The following is a 26391-nucleotide window of genomic DNA, read 5'->3' as shown; positions in this document are numbered from 1 at the left end:
TGCTAGATGCAAGTTTTCAGCTTACCTGCTTTGTATACCAATTAGATAGCTAGGGCTAGAACTCCCAAGGTAAATATACAATGTCCTATCAAAATATTACAGCGTCCCTTTCTCCACAAGATATCCAAGAAATTAAAGCCGCGCTACAGAAAGTTCAACAAAAGCTCCCCTTTTTAATTACTCTCAGCACAGAAGAACGGCGGAAACTGGTAAAAATGGGCGATAAAAGCCTAGCTTTTGTGAATAATAGCGTCACTGCTGCTCAGTCTAACCGCGAAATCCTTCCAGCCACTTTTGATGTTGAAGAACTTGTTCAGGATTATCAATTAGCCGCAGCGCTGACCGAACTTTTAATCTCAATCCAGCAACTCAGCGAACAGGTAGATGATACCCTAATGGCAGTCGGTAGTGAAGCTATGACTAGCAGTTTAACAGTTTATGATTACGTGAAGACAGCATCGAAAAAGACTCCAGGCTTAAAGACTGTCGCTGAACAGTTAGGCGAACGTTTTAAGGCGATCAAAGGTAGACCGACTAAAGCTGCATCTGGTTCTTGAGTCTTTGATACTCATTAATGAGTCTTTGGACTCCATTAATGAGCCTTTGAACTCCATTAATGAGTCTTTGAACTCCATTAATGAGCCTTTAATACTCATTAATGAGCCTTTGAACTCCATTAATGAGCCTTTGAACTCCATTAATGAGCCTTTAATACTCATTAATGAGTCTTAGAACTCCATTAATGAGTCTTTCAACTCCATTAATGAGCCTTTGAACTCCATTAATGAGTCTCGATTAATTCTAGTAATTGTTGTTGTGGCAGTTGCAAATTTACTGCTTGCTGGGTGCGGTTGATCAATTCCCTAGCGGTGCTCAGAAGCAATTATATATCTGTCGATGTTTACTGAAGATGGTAAGTTTTTTCTCTCTTTGTATAAAACCACCCTGCGATGCCTTGGGGAGGGAAGGGGTTGGTTTACTCAAATGCGGGGTGGGGTTCTTTCTTTTTGATTTATGCAAGAGGTCTAATGATTTGGATGTTCAATTTCTCTCATCACTTCCAATTAAAAGCAATTATCCAAAAACTTTTAATCACATCTTAGATATTGATTTGCTGCTTCTTAGTCAAACACATGGCAATTCCTTTTTCGTAATAAGCTGCCTCATTAATAAAAATTGGCCAAACAGTAGATGTACCTTCATAAACAATTGTTTTCTCGTCAAAAGTTATAAAAATTGGATCTCCTGGGTTCAAGGCTTGATAATCTTTATCCTGAAGCTCTGGATGAATCATTCCAAAGATTGTACCATCCGGTTTTTTTGGATAGTCCACAACTGATAAATGGTCATAGAGAATTAATGTTTCATTATTTGATGGAATTTTACCGTGGTTAAACTGTTCTAGGTAGTCCAGAAGCGCGCGAACAAGTTCCTCTGTTTGTTGGAACAGCGTTGCTTTTAAGATACCTTGGGCAATTGGGCCAACCTCGAACGCAAAGCCTAATTCGCACAGAGAATTTACAAAGGGGTTTTCTGCAATTGATTTAAAAGAGCAGCGATAAACCCTAACTAAAGGATTAAGCTGGCTCAGATAAGCAGCCAATTTTAAGTTGAAGGGATGACTGTTATCAAGAATAATTGTCAGACCCATATTAGCTGTACTGCTGTGCAAGTCTAAGATGAAATCTGCTTGTTTATCCCCATTTAATGCTAGAGTATCCTGAATTAATTTAGCTTGCAACTCTTCGTAACTATTCAGAGTCGGATCTTGTAAATCTTGCTTGAGAAAACAGCGATTTAAATCTTTTTCTAAATATCGTCTTCCGGCGGCAAAAGCATTAGGATTTGCTAATAGAGTGACTGTCTCAAAACTCGGTCTAGTAATTAAATTGGGAAACTGGGCAAATTTTTGGATTAGGTAAGCCCCTGTAAACTCATTTCCATGAGTGCCACCGACAATTGCAACTCGATTAATCTGGTTCATGAAGCATTCACCTTACCGATGCGATCGCGATCGTGTGGTTGATTAAGATAGGACATATCAGGGCCGTTGGGGATAATTCCGCCGGGGTTGAGTGGGAATAGGTTTCCGTAGTAGTCCCGCTTCACGCTTTCTACGTCGCAAGTGTCAGCCACACCTGGAAGCTGATACAGTTCGCGTAAATAAGCTCCGAGATTCTGATAGTCTCGAATTCGCTGCTTATTACATTTAAACAGCCCATAGTAGGCACTATCAAACCGAAATAACGTAGTGAATAAACGTACATCTGCGAGTGTGAGATTTTCTCCGCAGAGATAGCGATTAGTCTGTAATGCAAGTTCAATTTCATCGAGAGTTGCGAACAGTTCATTACAGGCTTGATTGTATGCTTCCTGACTTTGAGCAAAGCCGCAGCGATACACACCGTTATTTACCGCGTGGTAAATCTTTTCATTCCACCAGTCAATTTTTTCTTTCAGTTCTTCTGGGTAAAGATTTAGCGTCGGATTGTTAGCGAACTCGTTAAACTCAGAGTTCAGCATGACGATAATCTCTGAACTCTCATTATTGACGATAGTTTTTGTTTGGTTATCCCATAGTACTGGCACTGTGGAGCGTCCACTGTAGCCGGGTTCTGCCAGCTGATAAAATTCAGCCAGTGTGCGACAACCTTCTTCTTCTTGGTTGAATATCCAACCGCCTTCAATGGGAGAAGGAGATACGACACATACTGATATTACCGCTTCGAGTTTTTTGAGCGATCGCACAACCAAAGTTCGATGTGCCCAAGGACAGCCCAGCCCAACATAGAGTTTGTAGCGCCCCGTTGCTGGTGGGTGTGGATTCCCTTCGTCTGTGCCGATGAACTTGCGAAACTGGCTATTAGGACGAATATATGCTCCCGACTGATTGCGAGGAGCAAGGTTTGACATCATTATTTGCCACATACTCGTCCAGACAAACTTTCCCAGCCAGATAATCAGCTTGGGAGGAAGCGACTTGCCCTTGCCTTTTTTCTTTGGCAGATTTTTCTCGTCATCCATTGGAGTTGAGTTAGTCATGGCGACAATCTTGCTTTGGGAGCGATCAAAGTTAGCGCTGTATATGCTGTTAAGTTTATAGTCGGTAGGTTTCCATACCTACACGCACCTTGAGATTTCTTACTTTAACTCTACTACGCTTTGCCTGAACTGTTGGATCTATATTGTGGATACCGATATCGCCTTAACGCTTCTTTTTGCACAGATTATCAAAAATTCAAAATAGTTTATTCTGTTTCAGAATCTCTATCCACTTTGTAAGCCTGTAATAAATATTCTCCATTGAAGTGAATGAGATGAGTAGAATCTTCCGCAACCCAAACATCGGTTTCCCAAGCAATTTCAGCCAAATACTCTACCATCGCTTTCCGGCTTAAAAAGGTTGTTACCATTACAAGGGGAATTTTTATATTAGCAAAGATAACTTCAAGTTCTTTCTTGCGTTTAGGGTTAATTGGGCCATGAGAAGTTACAGCTTCAATTAAAACTAGCCAATCATTTTTTAGATAATGAATAATCACATCAGGCATTTTTCCGTGAGAATCGATAGTAACGCCTAAATTTTTCAATGCCACTTCATTAAAATGCGCGAACTTTTCATCTGTATCACCAACATAAATCAGTTTTCCTCCAGGTGTAAAACGTTTTGCAAATTCATTAATAATCTTTTCAATTAGAATATTCTGACCACCTGGCGATAGAGTTTTTAACTTTCCTTCAATCACAATAGGGATACGTGATAGTTCCCGCTCCTGAGCATATCGTTTTTTCAAAGTTTCAACTGAAGCAAGGTAAGTACGAATGCTCTTTTTCCATTCAATAGTTCCATAAGTACGTAAGAGTTCAAGCACACTTTCTTCAATCTGATATACTGTTTTCGGACTATTAACGGGACGTTCAGGCGCATCTGGATTTACAATTATCAAAGCCGCATCTAAGAATTGATGGACTGTTTGACGACGAACAGTTTCCCTTTTTGCTTTTGATCCTGTTTTAAGCTTGCAGCAATCCTCAAAATATCTACTTCATTGAGTAAGTTTCTGGCAGAACATTTTGACAAGCTTTTGAATTCCAACGGCTTGTGATGATTAGTCTGTAAACTCTCTACTGCTTGATTGGAACATCACGCCTCATTTTCACAGAACAAAAACCAACTTTATCAGGTTTTGAATTTCCGCCATGATATTTTAAGGGGAAACCGATGCAAGAAGCGTCCTTTTATCTAGAAATTATTTTAAAACTATGCTTCATAAAGTCTTCGTTACTCGTCGCTTACCCATCGAATTAGAGCAACTGCGATCGCTCGCCATTGTGGAAGTTTGGCCAGAACGCCAACCCCCTCCCTATGAAATTTTACTAGAAAAAGTCAAGGATATAGATGGATTGCTATGTCTGCTGACTGACCAAATCGATCGCCAACTGATCGAGTCTGGGAAACTCAAAGTCATCAGTCAACTGGCAGTGGGTTACGATAACATTGACATTGCCGCCGCTACAGCACGACAAATTCCCGTCGGTCATACTCCTGGGGTGTTAACTGATGCTACCGCAGATTTTGCCTGGGCATTATTAATGGCAGCTGCCCGGCGAGTAGTAGAGGCAGATCGGTTTACTCGTGCAGGGTTGTGGCAGACTTGGGAACCAGACTTGTTGTTGGGGCCGAATGTTACGGGTGCTACCTTGGGGATTGTTGGTTTTGGGCGCATTGGTCAAGCGATCGCTCGTCGTGCCAAAGGCTTTGAAATGCGGATTTTGTATACAAGTAGACAACGATGCAGCCCAGAATTAGAACAATCTTTAGGTGTGGAGTTTGCTGCGTTGGAACACTTGCTGCAAGAGTCAGATTTTGTAACACTGCATACACCATCGGCTGATGATACTTACCATCTAATTAGCGATCGCCAATTTGAATTGATGAAGCGATCGGCTATTTTGATTAACACAGCGCGGGGAACTATTGTAGATTCAGATTCTCTGTATCGCGCCCTTGCAAGTGGTCAAATCGCTGCTGCGGCCGTCGATGTTACCGAACCAGAACCGATTCCTAGTGATAGCCTATTGTTGACCTTAGAAAATCTAATTATTGCACCTCATATTGGTAGTGCCAGCCATCAAACGCGCTCAAAAATGGCAACAATGGCGATCGCTAATTTAATCGCGGGACTGAGGGGCGATCGTTTAGCTTATTGTGTCAACCCTGAAATTTATAATTCATAATTAATCAAGGACTTGATTCCACATGGATACTTGGTTCAACGGAAGAGTTATGAATTATGAATTATGAATTATGAATTATGAATTATGAATTATACCAATTCTCTAAAATGAGGCAACAGATGTAAGCAGGCATTGCCTTGCTGCATCTAAATTTCTCAATTGCGAATTGCAAATTGCGAATTGGTATTAGACTCCTGAACGGCAGTTGCTTTCATAGCGGGTTCTCCAAAGGAGTACAAGTTAGGCTTATTATTGACTATTTGGCATTTGCCCTGGTACATATACACCTTTGTTCCCTTGTTCATCAAAATTTATCAAATATGTTGTTTATATATTGTTCATGTATGTATATGATTTAAAAGTCAGTACTGTAGCTTAATTGCGATCGCCATCAAATATGACAGTTTTAGCGCCGAGCTAATCGGTAGTTTTACCAAGCTTGATTGGTGATAGCAACTTAAATAGGAATTGTGTTCTTTTGAATTAGAAAATAGCTAGTTTTTGCATGGGTATTGACTAGAATTTTGCAGACAAAGCATATCCTATTTCTTGTTCGATTTGAACCCCATTCTTGAATATTGTTTCAACTTTCTCTACTAACTCTTACAGGAGGTTTTGTGATGAAAAAAAGCAGAGCTATTGCCAGTTTTATGATTAGCAGTCTGTTGGCACTGACCATTCTGGTCTTCATAAATCCGCACAAGGCAGATGCTAACGATTATTCAGAAAACCTATGTCGCCGAACGGTGGTTGGCACATACCTTGCGACACTTACCGAAACAAATTCAATTTCTGGTCAACCCTCGTCATACCGCGAAATTGCAACTTTTACCGCAGATGGTAATCTCATTGCCAATGACTCTCTGGCTAATGGTGTTCCGGGTTCATCCAACCCAGATGACCAACCCTTTGGTCCTTCACAAGGTAGCTGGAAGTGTACTGGAAATAACGAGATTGTTGGCAAGGCACTTGATTTTAATTTCCCATCAGGGTCATTACCAGGCAATATTGCGGTTACTGAATATCACTTGAAGTTCGATCCACAAGCTCGAACAGTGAATGGAACTTACAAGTATAGTTACTATGATTTAAATAAAAATCCACTGGATCAAAAGACTAAACCGCTTCCCTATGGAGTTTTTGAATACAGCTTCCAAGGGGTGAAACTTAAGGCTGACTAATCCTTTTTTAGTTTGTTTAAATTTGGCGTTTTCTATTAGATGCAGGCCATTGATAATTAAAAAAGATTGGAGGAGGTGAACGTCGGTCACTTCCTCCACTTTAGTAAGAACATTTTGAGTATTTTAACTGATTGACAAAAGGCGCTTTATTTTATTTTACAGATGTATTACAACTGCCTTCGCTGGCTTGGCTTGTGAGATGTTCCCGTTTTAGCGCAAAATAGCTGTTTGTTTAGTATTTAGCTGTCCTTCTATATTTGCAGATATATATCAAAATAAATGCTCTGAAGACTTGTATATATAGAAAAATATATTCCTTGTATAGGCTAGTTTAAATATTAATTTATACCTTGTGTTCTTTAACAAAAAGCTCCATGATTGATTGAGGAAGCACATAGTTATAGGTTAGCTAATAATAATGCCTATATACTTGATTATTTTTTCTGATTCATTGCAAGAGAATATCTGATATTCATCTGAAAATTTATTCATGTCGGAGTTTGACTAATCCAATGCTAGAAGGATGGATTCAAATTGTATTAACGCTACTAATTGTAGTAGCAATTACTCCTATTTTTGGGCGCTATATGGCGCGGGTTTATCTAGAGCGAAGTACTTTTCTCGACCCGATTTTGAATCCGGTCGAGCGAGTGCTTTATGCTTTGGTTGGCGTTAAGACCAAAGAAAATATGACCGGCTGGCAGTATGGGCGGGCAATTTTATACAGCAACGTAGCAATGGGGTTGCTGATTTTCTTGATTATTATAAATCAAGGATGGCTGCCATTAAACCCAACCAAGATAGATGCCCCAACCTGGGATACAGTGCTGCATACGACTATTTCGTTTATTACTAATACTAACCAGCAGCACTATTCTGGTGAAACCTACATGAGCTATGGCAGCCAAATGTGGGGACTTGGTTATCACATGTTTACCTCTGCTGCTACTGGTTTAGCGGTGGGGATTGCTTTTATTCGCGGATTGACGGGTAGATCCTTAGGCAACTTTTATGTAGACCTAATTCGCTCGATTACCCGAATTTTGTTGCCTATTTGTATTGTCGGCGCGATCGCTCTCATGGCAGCTGGCGTTCCCGAAACACTGGCGGGTGCAGCTGTATTCCCCACCTTGGAAGATCCGAATATCAGTCAAGCGATCGCTCGTGGCCCTGTTGCTCATTTTGAAATTATCAAGCAATTAGGGGAAAACGGCGGCGGCTTTTTCGCCATCAACTCTGCACACCCTTTTGAAAATCCCAATGGATTTTCTAACTTGATTCAGATTGTCGCCATGCTTTCGATTCCGACTTCCCTAATTTACACTTACGGGTTGTTTGCAAATAACACTAAGCAAGCTTGGTTAGTCTACGGTATGGTGGGCGTTCTCTATGTAATATTTATCATCATTACTGCTATTGGTGAATACAACGGCAATCCAGCTGTGAATGCACTGCTGGGTAGTCAGCAACCGAATTTAGAGGGTAAAGAAGTCAGGTTTGGTTGGGCACAATCTGCACTATTTGCAACCAGTACAACTGGTACTATGTGCGGTGCAGTCAATAGTTTACACGATTCTTTCATGCCCAACGGCGGTTTTATTACCCTTTCCAATATGTTCTTGCAAATTATTTGGGGTGGACAGGGTACAGGAACCGCTTATCTATTTGCTTACCTGATTCTGGCTGTGTTCGCCACAGGGTTGATGGTGGGACGTACACCAGAATTTCTCGGACGCAAGATTGAGAAGCGCGAGGTTGTACTTGCTAGTTTTTTGATTTTGCTGGTTCACCCGATCGCAATTATGATTCCCGCAGGTATCGCCCTAGCGTTTCCCGATCAACTAGCAGGAATTAGTAATCCCGGCTTCCACGGCTTTGCTCAGGTTATTTATGAATACGCCTCGGCTGCTGCTAACAACGGTTCTGGGTTTGAAGGTTTGGGAGATTCACAACCTTCACCTTTGGCAATATCTACAGGTACAGCACCAACTTTAACCGCTTTGTGGTGGAACTTGAGTACCTGTTTCAGTTTAATTGCAGGACGCTATATTCCCATCATCGGTTTGCTGTTTTTAGCAGATAGTATGTCTCGTAAGCAAGCTGTTCCTTACACTACTGGTACATTGCGAACCGATACCGGACTATTTACAGGTGTTACGGCAGGCGTGATTTTAATCCTGGGCGCACTTACATTCTTCCCAGTATTAGCATTAGGCCCCATTGGTGAAGCTTTCTTTATCGCTAAAGGTATCGGCTAGGAATTGGGGAGTGAGGGATGAGGGGATGAGGGGAGCAGAGGGGCAGGGGAGCAGGGAAGCAGGGGGGTAGGGGAGAGTTAGAACTCCATTCATCGACCTCGGAACTCCATTCATCGACCTCGGAACTTCATTCATCGACTTCCGAACTCCATTCATCGACCTCGGAACTCCATTCATCGACCTCGGAACTCCATTCATCGACCTCGGAACTCCATTCATCGACCTCGGAACTCCATTCATCGACCTCGGAACTCCATTCATCGACCTCGGAACTCCATTCATCGACCTCGGAACTTCATTCATCGACCTCATCTTCCCATGCCCCATCCCCAATGTCCCATTCCCAAAATTTAATCTATGCCAATTACTACTGATTCTCCCTCGCCCCTTATTCCATCTGGAACTCGTGACTCGCGCAAACACACCCCCAAAACAGATATGCGGGGACTTTACCAAAGGGCAATTCGTGAGTCATTTCTCAAGCTCGATCCGCGAATTACTATCAGAAACCCAGTGATGTTTGTTGTTTGGGTAGGGACAATTGTCACCTTGCTTGTTACCCTTAACCCAAATCTTTTTGGCACAATCCAGGCAGATATCAACCAACAACGCCTTTTAAATGGGTTGATTACCTTTATTCTCTTTTTCACCCTGATTTTTGCCAACTTTGCGGAAGCCGTAGCTGAAGGACGCGGTAAAGCACAAGCTGATTCACTGCGATCAACGCAATCGGATACGATCGCTAATAAAATCCTCCCCGATGGTTCGATAGTAAAAGTCAATTCTACGGAACTGCGACGGGGCGATTTGGTAAAAGTCAGTGCAAATAATATGATTCCTGCCGATGGGGATGTCATTAAAGGCATTGGCTCAGTGGATGAGTCGGCAATCACTGGGGAATCTGCCCCGGTACTGAAGCAACCAGGTACAGATATTGCCAGTTCGGTGACAGGCGGTACACGCCTACTCTCCGATGAGTTGACAATTCGCATTAGTGCCGATCCCGGACAAGGCTTTATTGATCGCATGATTGCCTTAGTGGAAGGAGCAGAACGCAGCAAGACTCCCAACGAGATTGCTTTGACGGTATTGTTGGCAGTATTAACACAGGTGTTCTTGATTGTGGTAGCGACAATGCCTCCCTTCGTGGGTTACATCGCCAGCTTTATCAGCATAGCCTTTGGAGTTGAGGCGGGAAACAGTTTGCGGGCGGGTGCTAGCGTTGCTATTTTAATATCGCTACTGGTAGCTTTAATTCCCACAACTATCGGTGGTTTACTCAGTGCGATCGGTATTGCAGGGATGGATAGGGTTGCCCAGTTTAACGTGATTGCGACCTCTGGTCGAGCAGTAGAAGCTTGCGGTGACATCAACACCCTAGTGCTGGATAAGACAGGCACGATCACCTTGGGTAATCGGATGGCTGATGAGTTTATTCCCCTGGATAATCACTCAATAATAGATGTGGCGCGAGTCTCCCTAGCTGCTAGCTTGTTTGACGAAACGCCAGAAGGCAAATCGATTGTGATTTTAGCAGAAAAATCCCAGGCTGCGGTAGACTTTAACATTGATAAAGCCGAAGGTGTAGAATTTTCCGCCAAAACCCGGATGAGTGGCACGAATCTACTCGATGGCAAACAATTTCGCAAAGGAGCGGTAGAGGCAATTAAAGGATTTGTCCGTTCCCGTGGCGGCGATGTTCCTGATGATATAGATGCAGCTTATGAGCGAGTTTCCCGGTTAGGCGGTACGCCCTTAGCTGTCTGCCAAGATGACAAAATTTATGGTGTCATCTACCTGAAAGATATTGTCAAACCTGGTTTGCGGGAACGGTTTGACCAACTCCGCCGCATGGGTGTTAAGACTATCATGCTCACTGGTGACAATCGAATTACCGCTTCAGTAATCGCCGAAGAGGCTGGGGTGGATGATTTCATTGCCGAAGCGACTCCAGAAGACAAAATTGAGGTGATTCGCTCGGAACAATCTGAGGGTAAACTGGTGGCAATGACCGGAGATGGTACGAACGATGCACCAGCTCTGGCTCAAGCAAATGTGGGTGTGGCAATGAATTCGGGGACGCAAGCTGCCAAAGAAGCTGCTAACATGGTGGACTTAGATTCAGACCCCACGAAGCTAATTGACTTAGTAACCATAGGTAAACAGTTGCTAATTACTCGTGGAGCATTAACAACATTCTCCATCGCTAACGATATTGCCAAGTATTTTGCGATCATTCCCACAATCTTTGCTGCTGCTGGAATCGGCGCACTTAATATTATGGGATTAAAGAGTGCCCAATCTGCGATCGTCTCGGCGCTGATTTACAATGCCTTAATTATTCCGGCACTAATACCGCTTGCACTCAGAGGGGTGAAGTTCTTGCCTTTAACAGCAGATCAACTGCTACGTCGTAACATCTTGATCTTTGGTCTTGGCGGTATCGTTGCTCCTTTCATTGCCATCAAACTGATAGATATTATCCTACCTTTGTCTTAATTTCCTATGAAACCTATTCAGATCCGCCGCGCAATCGCTGCATCCCAAGTATTAGAAGAAATAACTGAAATCTGGTGTCAATGGCAAAGACAAAAGCTACCACTGTATTTATTCTTGGCGATGTGTTTCAACCTAGTGGTTGCACCTCTAGTCTATGCCGCTACTGGCGAACAACTTTCCCGCAGTCAATCTTGGGGATTGGGATTGTTAGGACTGACGACGCTAGGACTTTCCATCTATTTATTTTTTGTGATGTTTGTACCGGAGAAATTCTAATGAGTTTTGCACGTGAAGCTAGTAGAGCTGTTCGTTCTACCTTAGTACTCTGGGTTATTGGAGCAATTATTTATCCTTTTGCGATGATTGCCATTGGGCAGATTGTGTTTCCGTTTCAAGCAAACGGCAGTCTCCTGAAAAATAGCACAGGTCAGGTTGTCGGTTCTGCTTTGATTGGTCAACCTTTTAGTAGCGATCGCTATTTTAACAGCCGTCCCAGTACCACGAGCTACAGCACAGCCGATCCCAAAAAGGACGATGCAGGAGTTTTGAGAACTGGGGTTTCTGGCGCTAGTAACTTGGCTCCCAGTAATCCTGCATTAATGGAACGCATTAAAGGTAAAGATGACCCAGAAAAGAGCAAAAAGGTAGAGGGTGACTTCAATCGTCTACAAAAAGCAGGTGTGCAGCCGACTGGCGATTTAGTCTACACCTCTGGTTCTAGCCTTGACCCGCATATTACCCCGGAAGCTGCGATCGCACAAGTTGCACGAGTAGCCAAGACGCGAGGAGTTCAACCTAACCAACTCGAAACTTTAATTTCTCAAAACACCGATAATCGCTTTCTTGGCATCTTTGGCGAACCTGGAGTTAATGTGTTAAAGCTGAATTTAGCTCTAGATAAGATTAAAGCGTGATTTCAAAACCTTTGTAGAGACGTTGCAATCCAACGTCTCTACACCCAGATTCATAGATTTAATCAGCAACGTCAAATTTTAGAACAGCGTTAGAACAGCGATCGCACTAAATTTGCAATGCCCAGATTTGATATTACAATAGACATCTCCAGAAATTAAATATGCGTTATCCAGAATCCTTGTAGAGACGTAGCACTGCTACGTCTCTACATTCATTTTCACTCCTATGTCTAATTAAGCAACAATAACGAAATTGGCTTCGCTTAGTGAGACTCCGTTTAATAATTCTGCGAATTTTACTTGACTAAACGCACCACCGCTACCATCTTTATCAAAGAAAAGTCCACCTGTACTGCTGTCGTAGATAAATCGTTGAGCGTCTGTTGTCGCACCTGAACCGATGGTAAACTCACTAGCCAAAAGTGTACCTGCTACCAAGCCACCGCCAAAACCAGCAGCCGATACCTGAATAAGTTCACCAGTCGTCTCAAAGTCATAAATAATATCAGTACCCTGCTTATATGTATTAAAGCTAAAGGTATCAGTGCCAGATCCTCCGTGCAGCCTATCATCGCCTTTTCCTCCAATCAGGAGATCGTTGCCATCGTTCCCATTGAGATAATCCTCGCCATTACTGCCCACAATAGTGTCAGCGTTGGCTGTACCGTTTATCTTTAATTGTTCAATATTCTTGTAGCTAACTCGATATGTCCCACCCGTGATTAAGCCTTGGTTGGTGGTTGCATTGAAAGTCGAGGTGATTCCCTCGATATTATAATTACCGAAATTGACAGATAAAGAATCGTCATCCGCACCTCCATCTACTGTTTGAGTCACTAAGGAAGAGGAGGCAGTAGAGAGGGCAGAAAAATTGAAGGAGTCATTGTCATCCCCTCCATTGAGGGTATTGTTGCCAGTGGTTTGGTCAAAACTAAATAAATCGTCCTCAGAGCCGCCGTCTACAAAATTATTCCCAGAAGAATAATCAAGGCGGAAATTATCGCGCCCAGTTCCTCCCCTGAAGATGTTGTTACCAGTGCTGTACTCAGCATTAAATGAATCGTTCTCAGAGCCACCGTCTAAGAGGTTTTTCCCGGAAGAATAGTTAATATTTAAATTATCATTCCCAGTTCCTCCCTTGAGGATATTGTTACCAGTGGTATTTTGAGCATCAAGTTGATCATCTCCAGTGCCACCGTCTAAGAGGTTTTTCCCAGAAGATCCAAAAACTTGTAAACGAGCATCGTCACTTTTTCGGCTAGCAGAAACATCTAACCGATCGCTCCCACTTCCTCCCTTGAGAATATTGTCGCCAATAGTACTTTGAGCAAAAAGTAGATCGTTTCCGATGCCGCCGTCTAAAAAGTTTTTCCCGGTAGATTGAGAAACATCTAACTCATCGTTCCCACTCCCTCCCAGAAGGGTATTATTCCCGGTGCTACCAATAGCATAGAGTTTATCGTTTTCAAAGCCACCGTCTAAGAGGTTTTTTCCAGAACCCTCAATTTGGAGGTAATCGTTACCCATATCGCCATATAGGCTGTTATTTCCGTCCCCGTCGGCGAGGGTGTCATTATCCTCACCACCATACAATTTGTCATTTCCAACTTCCCCAATGAGAATATCGTCTCCTTTAAGACCGTAGAGGGTATCATTACCATCTCCCCCAAGGAGAGTATTGTTGGCGATATTGCCTTTAATCAGATTATTTAGTCCATTCCCATAGCCAAAAATAGGTGTCGTCCCAGTTAGGATCAGGTTTTCGATATAGCTACCCAAGGTGTAACTAACAGAAGACTTAACTGTATCAATACCACCCGCATCGCCACCGGAGCCGTTATCTTCACTCACAACATTGTCAATGCTATCAACGATGTAAGTATCGTTACCCGCTCCACCTTTCAATGTATCGTTACCAATGCCACCATCTAGTGTGTCGTTACCTGCTCCACCACTGAGAAAGTCATCACCCTCGTAGCCATAAATGATATCACCGCTTGTACCGCCGTTGAGGACATCATTAGCGTTAGTACCCTTGAAAATTGCCATAAGTTCTACCTACCTAAATTAATTGTTTTGGAAAATTGAGATATTAACCCGTCAGTATTGCTGCTTTCAGGCACAAAAAATTAGCCGAGATTTTCAAATTTAAGTATAATTTATTACGTATTTTAAAATCTGTATTTTCAATATAATCAAGCCTTTAAAGGCTTTACAAGCAGTAATTCGGAATCTGCTTACAGACAAACTGAGTTAATTTAATTACTATAATCTTTATGAACTTAAGTGTCACTACTTGAACTATATTTTTTTTAACTTTGCCTTACTTGTATATTTATGTATTTTTAGATATTAGTACTGAGTGCTATTGAGTTAGATACGATATTGTTTTTACTGAGATAAGCGATCGCTATCCTCAAGGCAATGCTTGGTATAACTACACCTATGGACGGCTGATATCCTTGCTATACAAGCTTTTAACACCAGGTATATGTATGGAGCGATCGCCTTTTTGAAACCTGAGTCATACTTGTTGTAAAGCATCAGATCAAAAGTCACTGATATGATAAATTACAAATCATCTAAGTCAGTGGGTGTCAGGCGCAGACTAAAATTTTATCGTTAGCAGTTAAAGCTTTTGATCGAATGATTAATTAGGGCTATATATCAAAAATATATCTCTAAATATATGCCGTTTTAACTAGTCAATAAATATATCTTTTCTTGATCTCTATATAATTCATATATTTTCAAAATATATCCGAGAAAAATCAAATTTCTCTAAAGTATTGGACAATGTTATTAGAGTTAAATAAAAATATTTTGTGTTAAAAAGTAAAAAAGCTTTAGAACCAAGCCTATTTGGTGTTGTCATCGAAGATAATAGCGTTTACTGCGGCATTCATTTAACTGATACACAGTTACCGAATCAATGCGTTTCTCTCGGAATTTTAAGAGAAACTCAAGTCATTTCTGCAACAGATAATCCTAGTATTTTCGCCGGAGATTACATTTTAGCAATAGCAACCCATCCCATCATGATTCCCGCTCTCAAAGTTACTCTTAAAAAAATCCATTCTGTTTATTATTCCCTCAACAGTTGCTTATTGGAAGCTCGACCAACAGACACTCAATCTGTTAATTCAAATGACTCAGAACTATCAAGTACTTTCAATTACACAACATATTCTTAGAAAGATGAACATTGACTAAAGAAAGGCAGAGGGAAGTTCGAGCTTCTGACAAGAGAAAGAAAATATGCCTCCTGCCCCTGCCCCCTCACAGGTGTAGGTATTTAAAAAATGTGGCTGAAATAGGGTTTTTACGTTGGTTGAGAACTCAAATTTTAATTTCTGATTTCCCACCCAAGAACGAAATTTCGTTATTTGAACCACGTTTAGAACTCTGTTTGAGAGTGCCCACTCATGCCCAAATAAAAAACCTACACCTGTCAGCCCCCTGCCCCCTTAACTGTATTTAATCTGAGTTCGACTAACTAAAGGTTTTTAATATGCATACATCGGAGCTTTTCCGACTTTATGTATCCGCCCAAAAAAGTGTTCATCAGTCTACCCTGATTGAAGCTAACCTGTCTAAGGCAACACATATTGACACAAAACCACATAACGGAGACATCCCCTTCGTAGCAGTGTTTTTGGCTCACATTTCCTTCATGATTGTTTGGGCAATTGTCGTTTTTCTCGTTTCATCTGTCTGCAAGGCACTAGAAGATCCCCCAGAAAATGCGGCACAAGATAAAGACGAAATAGTAAGCATCAAACATTTAAAGCAACATAACTGTGAAAAATGCCAATTTTTCAACAATAACTATTTTTTAAAGTGTGCAGTACATCCTACCACTGCTCTAACGAAAGAAGCGCTCAATTGCTCTGACTACAGCGTTTAAAGGTTGGAAACTTAATTTGAAAAACCCAAACAAATTTTATGAAACAAAAAGAAACAGTATTTGTTATTCCGACTCATCGACTGAGAGATGTAGCACAAACTATCGAAAAGTATGATGAGAATTTCTGGGTAAATGGTCATGCTTTAAAAATTATCGTTTTTGACGATTCTAGTATTGCCAACCACGAGAAATATTATCCACTTTTAGAGCAGACTAAGACAGTCAATGACGTGTTTTATGTCGGCCCCCAGCAGAAAGAGCAATTTATTACATTTTTAAACGAAAGACTGCGCGATCGCAAGCTAGAATTACTAGTCAAAAACTTATTCCGACCTAGCTATGGAGGAAATCGCAACTTCACGCTGATGTATACCCTTGGACATTTAATGGTTAGTGCAGATGACGATATGCGCCCAGATGCATTAATTGAAACTAGCCCAGAATCTTTATCTGGTGATGAAATATGTCGAGGAAAATTAATCAAGTCCAACCAAAAAGGCGGCTACGTCCATAAATCTTTTGACTTACTCACGGCTTTTGGTGATGTTTTAGGTCAAAAAGCCAGCCATGTACCAGAAAACTTTGAGGCTGGAGAATTGGTTCTTGATACAGCAATGGATTTAGAAACCAATACAACTAAAGGTTACTTTCGAGAAAACAGCCTTTTATTACAACAGGGGAGAGTCTTGAATAATGCGATCGTTAAGATTGCCCAAACTTTTCGCACGGGAACTAATGATATAGATACACTTGATTTTATTCACATGTATCTCAATGATGAGAACCAAATTAGTCCAAATGACCTAAATGATTTTTATATTCTTACTAATTTTCGACCCGTTATTACTAACAAAAACTGGAGAATGGATTGTGGAGTTGCTGGATATGATAATCAGCTAGGTTTACCACCCTTTTTTCCCACTCGGCTCAGATTTGAGGATTATATCTACAGGATTTGGATACAGCAAGAAGGGATTGCAGCTGCACACAGTTGATGCTGTTCAAAACCATATTAGAAATAACTATATGCGTAATCCTCTAGCTAGCGAACTATTTAATGAAGAAATATGTAGCTTGCTGAAAAAGAAAATTAAAAACAGTGTTTATCATCTCGATGATTTGGGAATCAAGTTTGATTACTCTGGCGAAGTCACTTTACAAGATTCTGAGGAAATCCTGGAAAAAATCTCTGCTATCCACAGGCAGGTAGTCAAAGCTTCAATTTCTACCCAGAATGAAGAACGCAAGCAGTCACTTCAATTATTTGCTGAGAATTTATCGAGAGTCTTTTATGGATTTGAACCAGACTTTTTTCAGCAAAATGTTTCCAGAATTATCGATGATGTTATTAGCCAATTTCACGGTTCTCTAGAAATATGGCCAAGTCTAGTAGAAATATGTTACTTTTACAAAGATAAAAATAATTTACCACAAATTAGGGTTAAAAACAAGAAAGTAAAGTCTAGAAATGGGACAAAATAGAGCGAAATTCTTGTATAAATGTGCTGACGAGGCGACAAAAAAGGCTAGGATGCAGATAAAATAAGCTCCATAGCCCTGAGACCCCGTTGATAATACTTGCGTTTATTGCGACTTAATTTCATTAAATCCATGACTAAATCTTGACATACATGGTTCTACAAAATTCACCCAAGTTTGACCATATAAGCCAATATAAAAACTGCTATGTACTTGTGGAATTTTTTTTTAAATGTCTCAATTGCTTTTGGGTGTTGGTTTACACTGCATGGTCGAGGTACTTTCAATTTGCAGGCGAGTTTGTAGCGCACGCCTGTAATGCACCATTCGGTAACTAACATCTACACCATGATTGTTACTAAGCCAACTCACAATCTCCCCGTAACTACCAAAACCTTCAGACGAGTTTAATTTTGCTTTGAGCAATTCAAGTACTTCTCCTTTTATTGTTGGATCTTGTCCAGGTGGTTTCTTGATTTCGAGTAACCCAGCCATTCCCTGCTTGCGATACTTCTGGAACCACCGCGTTATCGTTGACGGATCGCCTGCTAATATGCGCGCTAGTTCACTGTGCGATCGCACTTGTCCTGTTTTGAACCACCACAGCATTTGCAGCCAATATTATGACTTGCACTCTGAGCCTGTTTCAGTGTTTTTTCTAGATATTCTGCACTTTCGGTGATTTCTATTTCTAGCTGACGTGCGATTTTGCTGCTGTCCGACTTACCTTGACTCTCTATTATATGCAAGCTCAATGTAAATTGATATAACTCCAGACTTACTCCCAAACCAAAATCAGCCACTTGCACTTTGACACTACCTGCTGCTAAATACTCTCCCCGTAAGGTGACTTGAGACTTGGACGGGGAGAACTTAATGGCATTGGAGAGCAAGTTATCCAACACTCGACGAAAGATAACTGCATCTACTGCAACAATGCCACCAGGTACGGGTAGTTCACGTATCAGGATCAAGTTCTTTTGAGTTGCGATCGCCTCAATATCTGCCAATGCTGACATCCCCAACATCATAAGGATTTGGCGCTTTTGTTCGTTCCATGAGCCATTGTGCTACATCGCCTACAACTCTAGCAGATGGAGTTTATAATATTATTTTGTTAAACGTCGTAACTCTTAATCTAAATAAATTCTGGCACAAATGAGCGAAATACTTCTTGTAGTAGATATGCAAAACGGTTTTATCTCTGAGAAATGCAGACATATTATTCCTACTGTCATTAAACTAATTGAGCAATTTTTAGCGGCTGGAAAACTCGTTAAATTCACAAGATTTATCAATACTGCTGACAGTAATTATGTCAATTTAATTCATTGGTCAAGATTGATGCAAGAATCAGAAACGAGCATTATTGATGAACTTCAGCCATATATAAATAATAATATTTTTGATAAACCTTATTACTCTGCATTTACGGAAAATTTTTCAATTTTTATTTTACTTAATCAAATCAGCAAAATATATTTTTGTGGTGTTGCAACTGATAGCTGCATTTTGAAAACAGCAATTGACTCTTTTGAGCGTGGTATTGAACCAGTGATTATCGAGGATGCTTGCTCTAGTCACGGTGGTCAGCAAGCACATGATGCAGGTATTTTTTTGCTGAAGCGTAATATAGGGAAAAACCAAATTAAGATGACTGATGAGGTTCTTGAGGAGATGTCATAAGCCTTGCATCATCGTTAATATCCTGAACCTGGTGCGCTCGCAACGGTTGATATTATGAATATAATCCGATGTTTTAAAGCTTAGTCATTTGCTCAAATCTGAATTTTTACTTAGTTCCAATTGCTTGGATTACGGTTAACCTGAATCTACCTTGAAAACCGTAGCTTGTTGAAATCAGGGAAAAACTCAGAACTCAAGCCATGAGATAATAATATACTTTACTTAAAAACTCCATATTTAAAAATGTATGGGGTTTATTACAAATAATATAAAATTTAAATAAAAAATTAGAAGAAAATAATTATAGAAAATACTGATGTTTTTTGATTCATTATAAGCAAAAATATTACTTGCATATTTTTTAGAGATAATTTTATTCCAGGCATCTATAGATAATGTTCATTAACTCTCTCATTTCTGAGAATTTACAACAGACTATCATTCGTCATCTGCTTGTTGTTAGCTCTGAGATTATGCTTCCAGATGTGATTGCACTAATCAATGAATCATCAGGTAATCATCATAGCTTGCCAATCAAAGATAGCAATTGTTTGACTAACTCAGGTAAAGATATAGCTAGCAACACATCTCAAACCACCAGCTGTGTTTTAGTTATAGAAAATTCACAGTTGGTGGGGATAATTACGCAAAGAGATTTAATTAAGCTGACAGCACAAGGTAACAATATAGAGGGCACCAGTGTTGCCCAAGTGATGACCAGAGAGTTAATAACATTGAAATTAAAGGATTTTAAAGATGTTTTTACGGCGTTACATTTGCTGAGGCAAAATCGGATTTGCCATCTGCCTATTGTTGGGGATCAAGGAGAATTAATTGGATTAGTTACTCCTACCAGTCTGCTGGCAGTTTCTATTCTACAAGCCGAACTTTACAATCATACACGAGTTAAACTTGTAGAACGCCAGAAAATCGAGGCAGAACTGCGATTGGAGCGTAATTTTGTGTCTGCTGTTTTGAATCTAGCAGATGCTTTAGTTATTGTATTAGATTTTCAGGGAAAAATCGTTCGCTTTAACCATACTTGCGAACAAGCTACGGGTTACACATTTGATGAAGTTAAAGGAAGATTTATTTGGGATGTGCTGCTATTACCTGAAACAACAAAACGTATCAAAGATATTTTTCAAAATTTAGCCGATAGAGAATTACCTCAACGTTACGAAACTTCTTTAGTTACTAAAGATAGCGATCGCCGCTTAATTTCTTGGTCAAACAAAGTCTTACTTAACCCTGATAATCAAGTTGATTATATCGTCTGTACAGGCATTGACATTACTGAAAGCCGAAAAGCACAAGAGGAACTCCAACAGACTCGCAACTTTTTACAGTCGATGATTAATAATCTGCCTGTAGCCGTCTTTGTTAAAGATGCCAAACCAGAAAGTTTTGGGACAGTCAAGCTCTGGAATCATACCTGCGAAAATATTTTTGGTATTACAGCAGAGCAGGCTATTGGCAAAACAGATTACGAATTCTTCCCGAAAGAACAAGCAGACTTTTTCTGCCAAAAAGACCTAGAAAGTTTTGCTAGCGGTTTAACTCAAGATATTTCTGAAGAACCTATTGACAGCCCTAGTTTTGGCAGAAGAATTTTACACACGACTAAAATTCCTTTGTATGACAAAGACCGACAACCCGAATACCTGTTGTGTATTTCCGAGGATATTACAGAATACAAACGAGCAGAAAAAAATTTGCAACAAGCAAAAGAGCAATTACAAACGGTTTTAGATGCAGTACCTGGGTTTGTTTCTTGGGTAAATTCTGATGGATATTATTTAGGGGTTAATCACCATTTAGCTGAAAGTTTTAACTTGACTACCGATGCTTTTGTTGGTCAAGAATTGGGCTTTATGGAAAATAGCCCGCAATTTACAGAATTTATGCGTGAATTTTTAGCTAGGCAAGATGTAGCAGATTCTAAGGTTATTGATACCCAAATTAATGGTAAAATATGCAATTATTTGCTTGTAGCTCAAAAATATCAACAAAACACAGCCGCCGTTGCAATCGGAATCGATATTACAAAACGCAAACAAGCTGAAATAGCCTTACAAAGTTTGATAGAAAGTACAGCTTCTACGACTGGACGTGACTTTTTCCCAGCATTAGTTGAACATATTTCTTCTACTTTAGATGTTCGTAACACCTTAGTAAGTGAGTTAATTGATGGGCAAGCTCACACTTTAGGATTTTGGTCTGATGGGCAGTTACAACCGAATATTTGCTATGACCCAAAATCAACTCTATGTGAAATTTTGCTTAAGCAAGGATTTTACCACTGTAGTTCGAGAATTCAGCAGTTCTTTCCTAATGCTAAAAGATTAGCTGCTATGGAAGCTGAAAGTTCTATGGGAGTTATTTTAAGTGACGATTTTGGTCAACCAATTGGCTCACTATGCATAGTAGATGACAAACCCATACCCGATCAACATAAATTTGAAGGAATTCTCAAAGTATTTGCAGCCAGAGCATCTGCTGAACTGCAAAGGCAACGAGCACAAGAAGCTCTACAAAAACTCAATCAAGATTTAGAAGTCAGGGTTAAGCAACGCACTTTAGACTTACAACAAAGTGAGGCAGAACTTAGAGCTATTTTTAATCAAGCAGCTGTGGGAATTAAACTAGAAACTTTAGATGGTCATTTTCTTAAAGCTAATCAAAAGTTGTGTGAAATTTTAGGCTATAGCCAAGAAGAAATCCTAAAGAAAAACTTTAGAGAGATCACACATCCAGAGGATATACAAATCCATCTAAATCATCTGCAAAAATTAATAGCAGGAAAGGTAGAAACATTCTCTATTGAGAAGCGCTATTTACATAAAAATGCTGATGTAATTTGGATAAATCTAACGGTTTCGCTAATTCAAGATCCAATTGGTAAACCCATTTATGCAATCGGTGTAGTTAAAGATATACGCGAGCGCAAACAAGCTGAAGAAAATATTTGTAAAGCTTTAGTAAAAGAAAAAGAACTCAGTGAGTTGAAATCTCGTTTCATTTCTATGACCTCCCACGAGTTCCGAACTCCTTTAGCTGTGATTGCTTCCTCTGCTGGAATCTTAAAAAGTTTTAGCCATAAACTAGATGAACAACAAAAACATAAACATCTCCAGTGCATTCAGACTTATGTTCAACACACTACTCAACTATTAGATGATATTTTGCTAATTAATAAGGCTGAAGCTGGAAAATTGGCATTTGAACCAACTTATATTAATTTAATTAATTTCTGTCGTTCTTTGGTAGAGGAAATTCAACTCAGTTCTCCCAAACATACCCTAGCCTTTTCTCCCCAGTACTTGGGTAATTCATCAACAGATGATCGCTTTATGGCTTGTATAGACAAGAAGCTTTTGCGACAAATACTGAGCAATTTGCTTTCAAACGCTGTTAAATACTCACCAGATGGTAGCAATATTCAAATTGATTTATTAGTTCAAGATGAAAGCGCAGTTTTTATGATTCAAGATGAGGGTATTGGTATTTCACCACAGGATCAACAGAACTTATTTGAACCATTCTACCGAGCTAGTAATGTTGGTAATACGCCAGGAACTGGATTAGGTTTGGCAATAGTTAACAATTGTATAGACCTTCATAGAGGAAGAATTACCTTCGCTAGCCAGGTCAGAGTCGGTACAACATTTCGGGTAGAACTGCCACTAATTATAAGTGATTTCCTCAATGAAAAATATCTAATGTGTTATTAGTAAATAATTTTAGGGAACAATAAATTGCGGGATATTGTTTGGAATCTAATGTAAATTCCCAAGTTTTTAAGCTGAATAATCAGTTCTAGCAGATGTATTTACTGCGTCTATAGATATCACAAAAACTGCAAGATAGCCAATACCTAGCATAAATATGCAACAAGGTTTTACAAAAACTTTTACAAGACTTAGGCAATCCGCTTTCAAATATCAATATGGCAATCTATATGCTGAAAAAAGCTCAATCAGATGTTGAGTGCGATCGCTACTTGAGTATCCGACAACAAGAGTATGCTAGAAAAATCATGTTTTTGAATGAAATGAAGAACTTACAAACACTACTAACCCCAGAAAATGCCAAAGTTTTGCAAAATTTTAATTTGCTTAACCATAGCAAATAGTATAGTTTTACAACAAACATATTTAAATATTTCAGCGTTTATACTTAGGGCATGAATAGGATTATACGGTATTATTGACAATTAATTTTTATTGTTTAGCAAGATAAGCTTTATATGGATATAGCGTTTCCTAAGCAACTGAAGTATATCCAAATCTTGTTTACCAAGGTTAGTACCTTTGAAAACGTATCTCACTAGTACCGCAAGGCGGAAGTCAAAAGTCAAAAGTCACGCATAATTGTATTCCAAGCTCTTGCGCCATTTGAAATAGTATGTTTATTTACGCCATGCTGTACTAGATGAAAATTGCTATAGCATATCATGCTAAATCAATAAAATAAAACTGATATTTTATCTTTACTAATCATAGATGAACACAATTTTAATTATAGAAGACGAACCCCAAGTAAGAGGAAACATTCAAGAAATTTTACAACTTTCTGATTTTGAAACTTTGATAGCTGCAAATGGTAAGATTGGATTAGAAATTGCTCAATCAAAATTACCAGATTTAATTATCTGTGACATTATGATGCCTGAATTAGACGGCTATAGCGTGCTGTCTGCTTTACGCCAAAATGAAGCAACTATCAATATTCCTTTAATATTTGTTACTGCAAAATCAGAGCGTTCAGATTTTCGTCAGGGAATGGATTTTGGGGCTGATGATTATTTGACTAAACCATTTACTCCTGAAGAACTACTCAATGCGATCGCTTCTCGTCTTCATAAACACGCTTTGGTTGAGCGCCAAGCTCAAGCCAAACTAGACGAACTCAGAATGAATATTGCTCACTCATTACCTCACGAACTGAATACACCTCTAAATGGTATTCTTGGTATGTCACAGTTGTTAATAGAAAGTTGTGGCATCATGCCTGACTCTGAAGAAGTCGAAATTGCCGAATTAATTTACAGATCCGCCAATCGCTTGAATGCACTCGTTCAAAGGTTTTTATTATATAGTAATCTGGAATTAATAACTAAAAGTCCCGAAAAAAGTCGTCAAATAAAAGAAAAAAAAGATAGATGTTTTACTGAAAAAATTATTAGTGAAGTCGCTTTCAAAAAAGCTACAGAAAACTGTAGAGAAAAAGATTTAAAGCTAGATATCCAAGAATCTCCAGTACAATTACCACAAGAAAATTTGAGTATTCTTATTGAAGAATTACTGGAGAATTCTTTTAAATTTTCTTTACCGAACAGCGAAATTAAAGTTATGAGTAAGAGAGAAGGTAATAAATTTAATTTATATGTAATTGATAATGGCAAAGGGATGGTAATTGAAGAGATTAATAAAATTGGAGCTTTTGTACAATTTAATCGAAAGTTATGGGAACAACAAGGCTCTGGCTTAGGACTGGCTATTGTTCAGCATATAGTTAAATTATATGGTGGTGAATTGACAATTGCTAGCATTCCTGAAAAAGGAACTACTGTAAGTGTTAGTTTGCCTTGCTAGGGGATGCTTACAAATATAACTACAGTAAAATAGAAATTTACAAAATAGTAATTCAGAGAGTAAGGGGAATCTATCTTAATCTTTTAGGGGATTAGTTATATTCCGTAGTTTTAAGTATGCTTTTTCAACACCAAGTTTGTACAACATGACCCTTTAACTGCTGTCCTAACCAAGGTGTATTTTGTGAAAGTGTATAAAGACTTTTACGTTCGACTTTCCAGGTTTGCTGGGGGTCGAATAAAGTAAGTTCCGCTGGTTGATGAGGTACGATCGCACTTACTTTTTGCCCCAAACACTCTGCTGGATTGGTACTCAATGCCCGCCATAATTCTAAAGCTGTAAATTCCTCAGTTTCAACAAGATATTGCCACAGCAAAGGTAATGCTAGCTCTAAACCAATTGCCCCAGCAGGTGCTTCGGCAAAGGCTTGGACTTTTTCTTCGTAGCTGTAGGGTGTGTGATCGATAGCGATCGCATCGATTACACCCGCACGTACCCCTGCACGCAACGCCGCCATATCACTGGGATTACCTAAAGGCGGATCTAAATGCAAGCTGGTGTGATAACTCTTAACTGCTTTGGTATCAAGTAAAAGGTGCATCCAGGTGGTGCTGGCGGTGATGGGTAAACCAGCCGCTTTCGCTGAAGCGATTAATTCCACGCTGCGATTTGTAGAGACACGCATGATATGGACTGGTGTGCCGATGGCTGCAACCAATTCAAGCATTGCTGCGATCGCAGTAGTTTCAGCGCTGGCGGGTATTGGGGGTAAACCAAAACGGAGAGCATTTGTCCCTTCTCTCATGACACCATTGGCTGTTAACTGGCGATCGCTAGGCCAAAATGCTACTGGTTTACCCAATGGCTGGAGATACTCTAACACTCTCTGCACCAGTGCCAAATTTTCTAAGGGCTTACCATCAGTAAAACCAACAACTCCAGCAGACGCTAAATCTGCCAATTCCGTCATCTGCTTCCCAGCAATATCTACGGTGATAGCACCCCAAAGATGAAGCAGGGGAGCAGGGGAGCAGGGGAGCAGGAAAGACAAACTCTTCTCTGCTCCTTTGCTTTTGTGCCCTTTTGGCCTTTTCTGCTGCAACTGTGCCACAAGCGCAGGGTTATCAATAGCTGGGGATGTATCAGGTAAAATGCTAACTCTAGTAAAGCCGCCAGCAGCAGCAGCTTGCAAGAAAGACAAAAGGGTTTCCCGTTCTTCAAAGCCAGGTTCACCAGAGTGGCTGTACAAATCCACTAATCCAGGGCCGAGAACTAATCCCTGACAATCTTTGATTTGAGTATCGGAACTGATATCAGAAATGTGCGAAGCCACTTCTCGGATATAACCATCAGCAATCAGTACATCAAAGAGTTTGTCGATTTCAGAAACAGGATCAATCACTCGTACTTTTTGCAGCAGTTCAGTCATAAAAGTTTTTAGTTATGAGTTAGGAGTTAGGAGTTAGGAGTTTAAGTAGGTAGGCATAATTAAACATAAAGTAAAATCCTAGTTCGTAGCGAGCGATTCATCGCTCAAAGCAAGGATTATTAAGACTAAAGTCCTTACTAAAAACTTTAATTTATTTACGTCTAGCTACTTATGAGTTATTTGTTCTTCAGTCATCGCTTCTA

The 26391-nt window shown here is 39.9% G+C and carries 22 protein-coding genes and 2 pseudogenes; 15 read left to right on the top strand and 9 right to left on the bottom strand.

What is annotated here, in order from left to right:
• Positions 1-80 precede the first annotated feature (80 nt).
• The gene (locus HWQ58_RS21400) at positions 81-557 is read left to right on the top strand and encodes a hypothetical protein (protein ID WP_292866902.1); all 477 of its coding nucleotides are present in this window, start codon (positions 81-83) and stop codon (positions 555-557) included.
• Positions 558-1099: 542 nt separating this feature from the next.
• On the opposite strand, the gene HWQ58_RS21395 is transcribed toward HWQ58_RS21400, so the two are convergent.
• The 4 genes and pseudogenes from HWQ58_RS21395 to HWQ58_RS21380 all read right to left on the bottom strand — a co-directional run.
• Positions 1100-1984, bottom strand: a complete 885-nt coding sequence (locus HWQ58_RS21395; RefSeq protein ID WP_292866900.1) for an aspartoacylase — start codon at positions 1982-1984, stop codon at positions 1100-1102.
• On the bottom strand, positions 1981-3042 hold the full coding sequence (locus HWQ58_RS21390) for a glutathione S-transferase family protein (protein ID WP_292866898.1): 1062 nt from the start codon (positions 3040-3042) through the stop codon (positions 1981-1983). The genes HWQ58_RS21395 and HWQ58_RS21390 overlap by 4 nt, the downstream gene beginning before the upstream one ends.
• Positions 3043-3248: 206 nt before the next feature.
• Positions 3249-3794 carry a BsuBI/PstI family type II restriction endonuclease gene (locus HWQ58_RS21385; protein WP_366838365.1) on the bottom strand — a complete coding sequence of 182 codons (546 nt, stop codon included), beginning with the start codon at positions 3792-3794 and terminating at the stop codon, positions 3249-3251.
• Between the two features lie 6 nt (positions 3795-3800).
• Positions 3801-3986: pseudogene (locus tag HWQ58_RS21380) on the bottom strand (restriction endonuclease); the annotation flags it as partial.
• Positions 3987-4263: 277 nt separating this feature from the next.
• On the opposite strand from HWQ58_RS21380, the gene HWQ58_RS21375 reads away from it, so the two are divergent.
• From HWQ58_RS21375 to kdpC, 6 genes are all read left to right on the top strand, one after another.
• Positions 4264-5238 (top strand): D-glycerate dehydrogenase, encoded by a 975-nt coding sequence (locus tag HWQ58_RS21375; protein WP_292866897.1) that lies wholly within the window; start codon positions 4264-4266, stop codon positions 5236-5238.
• Positions 5239-5858: 620 nt separating this feature from the next.
• Positions 5859-6419, top strand: a complete 561-nt coding sequence (locus HWQ58_RS21370) for a hypothetical protein (RefSeq protein WP_292866896.1) — start codon at positions 5859-5861, stop codon at positions 6417-6419.
• A gap of 512 nt (positions 6420-6931) precedes the next feature.
• Positions 6932-8677, top strand: a complete 1746-nt coding sequence (gene kdpA / locus HWQ58_RS21365; RefSeq protein ID WP_292866906.1) for a potassium-transporting ATPase subunit KdpA — start codon at positions 6932-6934, stop codon at positions 8675-8677.
• Positions 8678-9034: 357 nt separating this feature from the next.
• Positions 9035-11176: a potassium-transporting ATPase subunit KdpB gene (gene kdpB / locus HWQ58_RS21360; protein WP_292866894.1), complete on the top strand. Its 2142-nt coding sequence runs from the start codon at positions 9035-9037 to the stop codon at positions 11174-11176.
• A 6-nt stretch (positions 11177-11182) separates the two neighbouring features.
• Positions 11183-11452 (top strand): potassium-transporting ATPase subunit F, encoded by a 270-nt coding sequence (locus tag HWQ58_RS21355; protein ID WP_292866892.1) that lies wholly within the window; start codon positions 11183-11185, stop codon positions 11450-11452.
• Positions 11452-12090 carry a K(+)-transporting ATPase subunit C gene (gene kdpC, locus HWQ58_RS21350; protein WP_292866890.1) on the top strand — a complete coding sequence of 213 codons (639 nt, stop codon included), beginning with the start codon at positions 11452-11454 and terminating at the stop codon, positions 12088-12090. The genes HWQ58_RS21355 and kdpC overlap by 1 nt, the downstream gene beginning before the upstream one ends.
• Positions 12091-12324: 234 nt before the next feature.
• Here kdpC and HWQ58_RS21345 read toward each other — a convergent pair whose 3' ends face one another.
• Positions 12325-14139, bottom strand: a complete 1815-nt coding sequence (locus HWQ58_RS21345) for a calcium-binding protein (protein WP_292866888.1) — start codon at positions 14137-14139, stop codon at positions 12325-12327.
• Positions 14140-14915: 776 nt separating this feature from the next.
• Here HWQ58_RS21345 and HWQ58_RS21340 point away from each other — a divergent pair.
• From HWQ58_RS21340 to HWQ58_RS21325, 4 genes are all read left to right on the top strand, one after another.
• A complete protein-coding gene (locus HWQ58_RS21340; RefSeq protein WP_292866886.1) occupies positions 14916-15284 on the top strand; it encodes a TrkA C-terminal domain-containing protein in 369 nt (122 codons plus the stop codon).
• A 317-nt stretch (positions 15285-15601) separates the two neighbouring features.
• Entirely contained in the window at positions 15602-15997 is a 396-nt protein-coding gene (locus tag HWQ58_RS21335) for a hypothetical protein (protein ID WP_292866884.1), read from the top strand.
• Between the two features lie 38 nt (positions 15998-16035).
• The gene (locus HWQ58_RS21330; RefSeq protein ID WP_292866882.1) at positions 16036-16992 is read left to right on the top strand and encodes a hypothetical protein; all 957 of its coding nucleotides are present in this window, start codon (positions 16036-16038) and stop codon (positions 16990-16992) included.
• Positions 16993-17023: 31 nt separating this feature from the next.
• Positions 17024-17479 carry a hypothetical protein gene (locus tag HWQ58_RS21325; protein ID WP_292866880.1) on the top strand — a complete coding sequence of 152 codons (456 nt, stop codon included), beginning with the start codon at positions 17024-17026 and terminating at the stop codon, positions 17477-17479.
• Positions 17480-17523: 44 nt separating this feature from the next.
• On the opposite strand, the pseudogene HWQ58_RS21320 reads toward HWQ58_RS21325, so the two are convergent.
• The 3 genes and pseudogenes from HWQ58_RS21320 to HWQ58_RS21310 form a co-directional block, all read right to left on the bottom strand.
• Positions 17524-17686: pseudogene (locus tag HWQ58_RS21320) on the bottom strand (IS4 family transposase); the annotation flags it as partial.
• Positions 17687-17713: 27 nt separating this feature from the next.
• On the bottom strand, positions 17714-18085 hold the full coding sequence (locus HWQ58_RS21315) for a helix-turn-helix domain-containing protein (protein WP_292866878.1): 372 nt from the start codon (positions 18083-18085) through the stop codon (positions 17714-17716).
• The gene (locus HWQ58_RS21310) at positions 18037-18507 is read right to left on the bottom strand and encodes an ATP-binding protein (RefSeq protein ID WP_292866876.1); all 471 of its coding nucleotides are present in this window, start codon (positions 18505-18507) and stop codon (positions 18037-18039) included. Before HWQ58_RS21310 ends, HWQ58_RS21315 begins: the two co-directional genes overlap by 49 nt.
• 127 nt (positions 18508-18634) lie before the next feature.
• Between HWQ58_RS21310 and HWQ58_RS21305 the strand changes: the two genes are divergently transcribed.
• The 4 genes from HWQ58_RS21305 (at position 18635) to HWQ58_RS21290 (ending at position 24759) form a co-directional block, all read left to right on the top strand.
• Positions 18635-19162 (top strand): isochorismatase family cysteine hydrolase, encoded by a 528-nt coding sequence (locus tag HWQ58_RS21305; protein ID WP_292866874.1) that lies wholly within the window; start codon positions 18635-18637, stop codon positions 19160-19162.
• A 395-nt stretch (positions 19163-19557) separates the two neighbouring features.
• Complete coding sequence (locus tag HWQ58_RS21300; protein WP_292866872.1) at positions 19558-22896, top strand: PAS domain S-box protein; 3339 nt, start codon at positions 19558-19560, stop codon at positions 22894-22896.
• A 215-nt stretch (positions 22897-23111) separates the two neighbouring features.
• Positions 23112-23297, top strand: a complete 186-nt coding sequence (locus HWQ58_RS21295) for a hypothetical protein (RefSeq protein ID WP_292866870.1) — start codon at positions 23112-23114, stop codon at positions 23295-23297.
• Positions 23298-23667: 370 nt separating this feature from the next.
• Complete coding sequence (locus HWQ58_RS21290) at positions 23668-24759, top strand: hybrid sensor histidine kinase/response regulator (RefSeq protein WP_292866868.1); 1092 nt, start codon at positions 23668-23670, stop codon at positions 24757-24759.
• A 124-nt stretch (positions 24760-24883) separates the two neighbouring features.
• Here HWQ58_RS21290 and HWQ58_RS21285 read toward each other — a convergent pair whose 3' ends face one another.
• A complete protein-coding gene (locus tag HWQ58_RS21285; RefSeq protein WP_292866866.1) occupies positions 24884-26188 on the bottom strand; it encodes a dihydroorotase in 1305 nt (434 codons plus the stop codon).
• Positions 26189-26391 lie beyond the last annotated feature (203 nt).

It is taken from the genome of Nostoc sp. LPT, from assembly GCF_017115165.1.
Taxonomy (GTDB): domain Bacteria; phylum Cyanobacteriota; class Cyanobacteriia; order Cyanobacteriales; family Nostocaceae; genus Nostoc.
Note: the sequence above shows the minus strand (reverse complement) of the source record. Positions and strands in the feature narration are given on the sequence as shown.

What these genes read in the sequence shown, in the direction of transcription:
- HWQ58_RS21285 (WP_292866866.1), bottom strand. Translation starts at nt 26,188, where the DNA reads ATGACTGAACTGCTGCAAAAAGTACGAGTGATTGATCCTGTTTCTGAA.
- HWQ58_RS21290 (WP_292866868.1), top strand. Translation starts at nt 23,668, where the DNA reads ATGAACACAATTTTAATTATAGAAGACGAACCCCAAGTAAGAGGAAAC.
- kdpB (WP_292866894.1), top strand. Translation starts at nt 9,035, where the DNA reads ATGCCAATTACTACTGATTCTCCCTCGCCCCTTATTCCATCTGGAACT.
- HWQ58_RS21305 (WP_292866874.1), top strand. Translation starts at nt 18,635, where the DNA reads ATGAGCGAAATACTTCTTGTAGTAGATATGCAAAACGGTTTTATCTCT.
- HWQ58_RS21400 (WP_292866902.1), top strand. Translation starts at nt 81, where the DNA reads ATGTCCTATCAAAATATTACAGCGTCCCTTTCTCCACAAGATATCCAA.
- HWQ58_RS21370 (WP_292866896.1), top strand. Translation starts at nt 5,859, where the DNA reads ATGAAAAAAAGCAGAGCTATTGCCAGTTTTATGATTAGCAGTCTGTTG.
- HWQ58_RS21395 (WP_292866900.1), bottom strand. Translation starts at nt 1,984, where the DNA reads ATGAACCAGATTAATCGAGTTGCAATTGTCGGTGGCACTCATGGAAAT.
- kdpA (WP_292866906.1), top strand. Translation starts at nt 6,932, where the DNA reads ATGCTAGAAGGATGGATTCAAATTGTATTAACGCTACTAATTGTAGTA.
- HWQ58_RS21310 (WP_292866876.1), bottom strand. Translation starts at nt 18,507, where the DNA reads ATGATGTTGGGGATGTCAGCATTGGCAGATATTGAGGCGATCGCAACT.
- HWQ58_RS21315 (WP_292866878.1), bottom strand. Translation starts at nt 18,085, where the DNA reads ATGCTGTGGTGGTTCAAAACAGGACAAGTGCGATCGCACAGTGAACTA.
- HWQ58_RS21355 (WP_292866892.1), top strand. Translation starts at nt 11,183, where the DNA reads ATGAAACCTATTCAGATCCGCCGCGCAATCGCTGCATCCCAAGTATTA.
- HWQ58_RS21390 (WP_292866898.1), bottom strand. Translation starts at nt 3,042, where the DNA reads ATGACTAACTCAACTCCAATGGATGACGAGAAAAATCTGCCAAAGAAA.
- HWQ58_RS21295 (WP_292866870.1), top strand. Translation starts at nt 23,112, where the DNA reads ATGGCAATCTATATGCTGAAAAAAGCTCAATCAGATGTTGAGTGCGAT.
- HWQ58_RS21375 (WP_292866897.1), top strand. Translation starts at nt 4,264, where the DNA reads ATGCTTCATAAAGTCTTCGTTACTCGTCGCTTACCCATCGAATTAGAG.
- HWQ58_RS21345 (WP_292866888.1), bottom strand. Translation starts at nt 14,139, where the DNA reads ATGGCAATTTTCAAGGGTACTAACGCTAATGATGTCCTCAACGGCGGT.
- kdpC (WP_292866890.1), top strand. Translation starts at nt 11,452, where the DNA reads ATGAGTTTTGCACGTGAAGCTAGTAGAGCTGTTCGTTCTACCTTAGTA.
- HWQ58_RS21335 (WP_292866884.1), top strand. Translation starts at nt 15,602, where the DNA reads ATGCATACATCGGAGCTTTTCCGACTTTATGTATCCGCCCAAAAAAGT.
- HWQ58_RS21300 (WP_292866872.1), top strand. Translation starts at nt 19,558, where the DNA reads ATGTTCATTAACTCTCTCATTTCTGAGAATTTACAACAGACTATCATT.
- HWQ58_RS21325 (WP_292866880.1), top strand. Translation starts at nt 17,024, where the DNA reads ATGCGTAATCCTCTAGCTAGCGAACTATTTAATGAAGAAATATGTAGC.
- HWQ58_RS21330 (WP_292866882.1), top strand. Translation starts at nt 16,036, where the DNA reads ATGAAACAAAAAGAAACAGTATTTGTTATTCCGACTCATCGACTGAGA.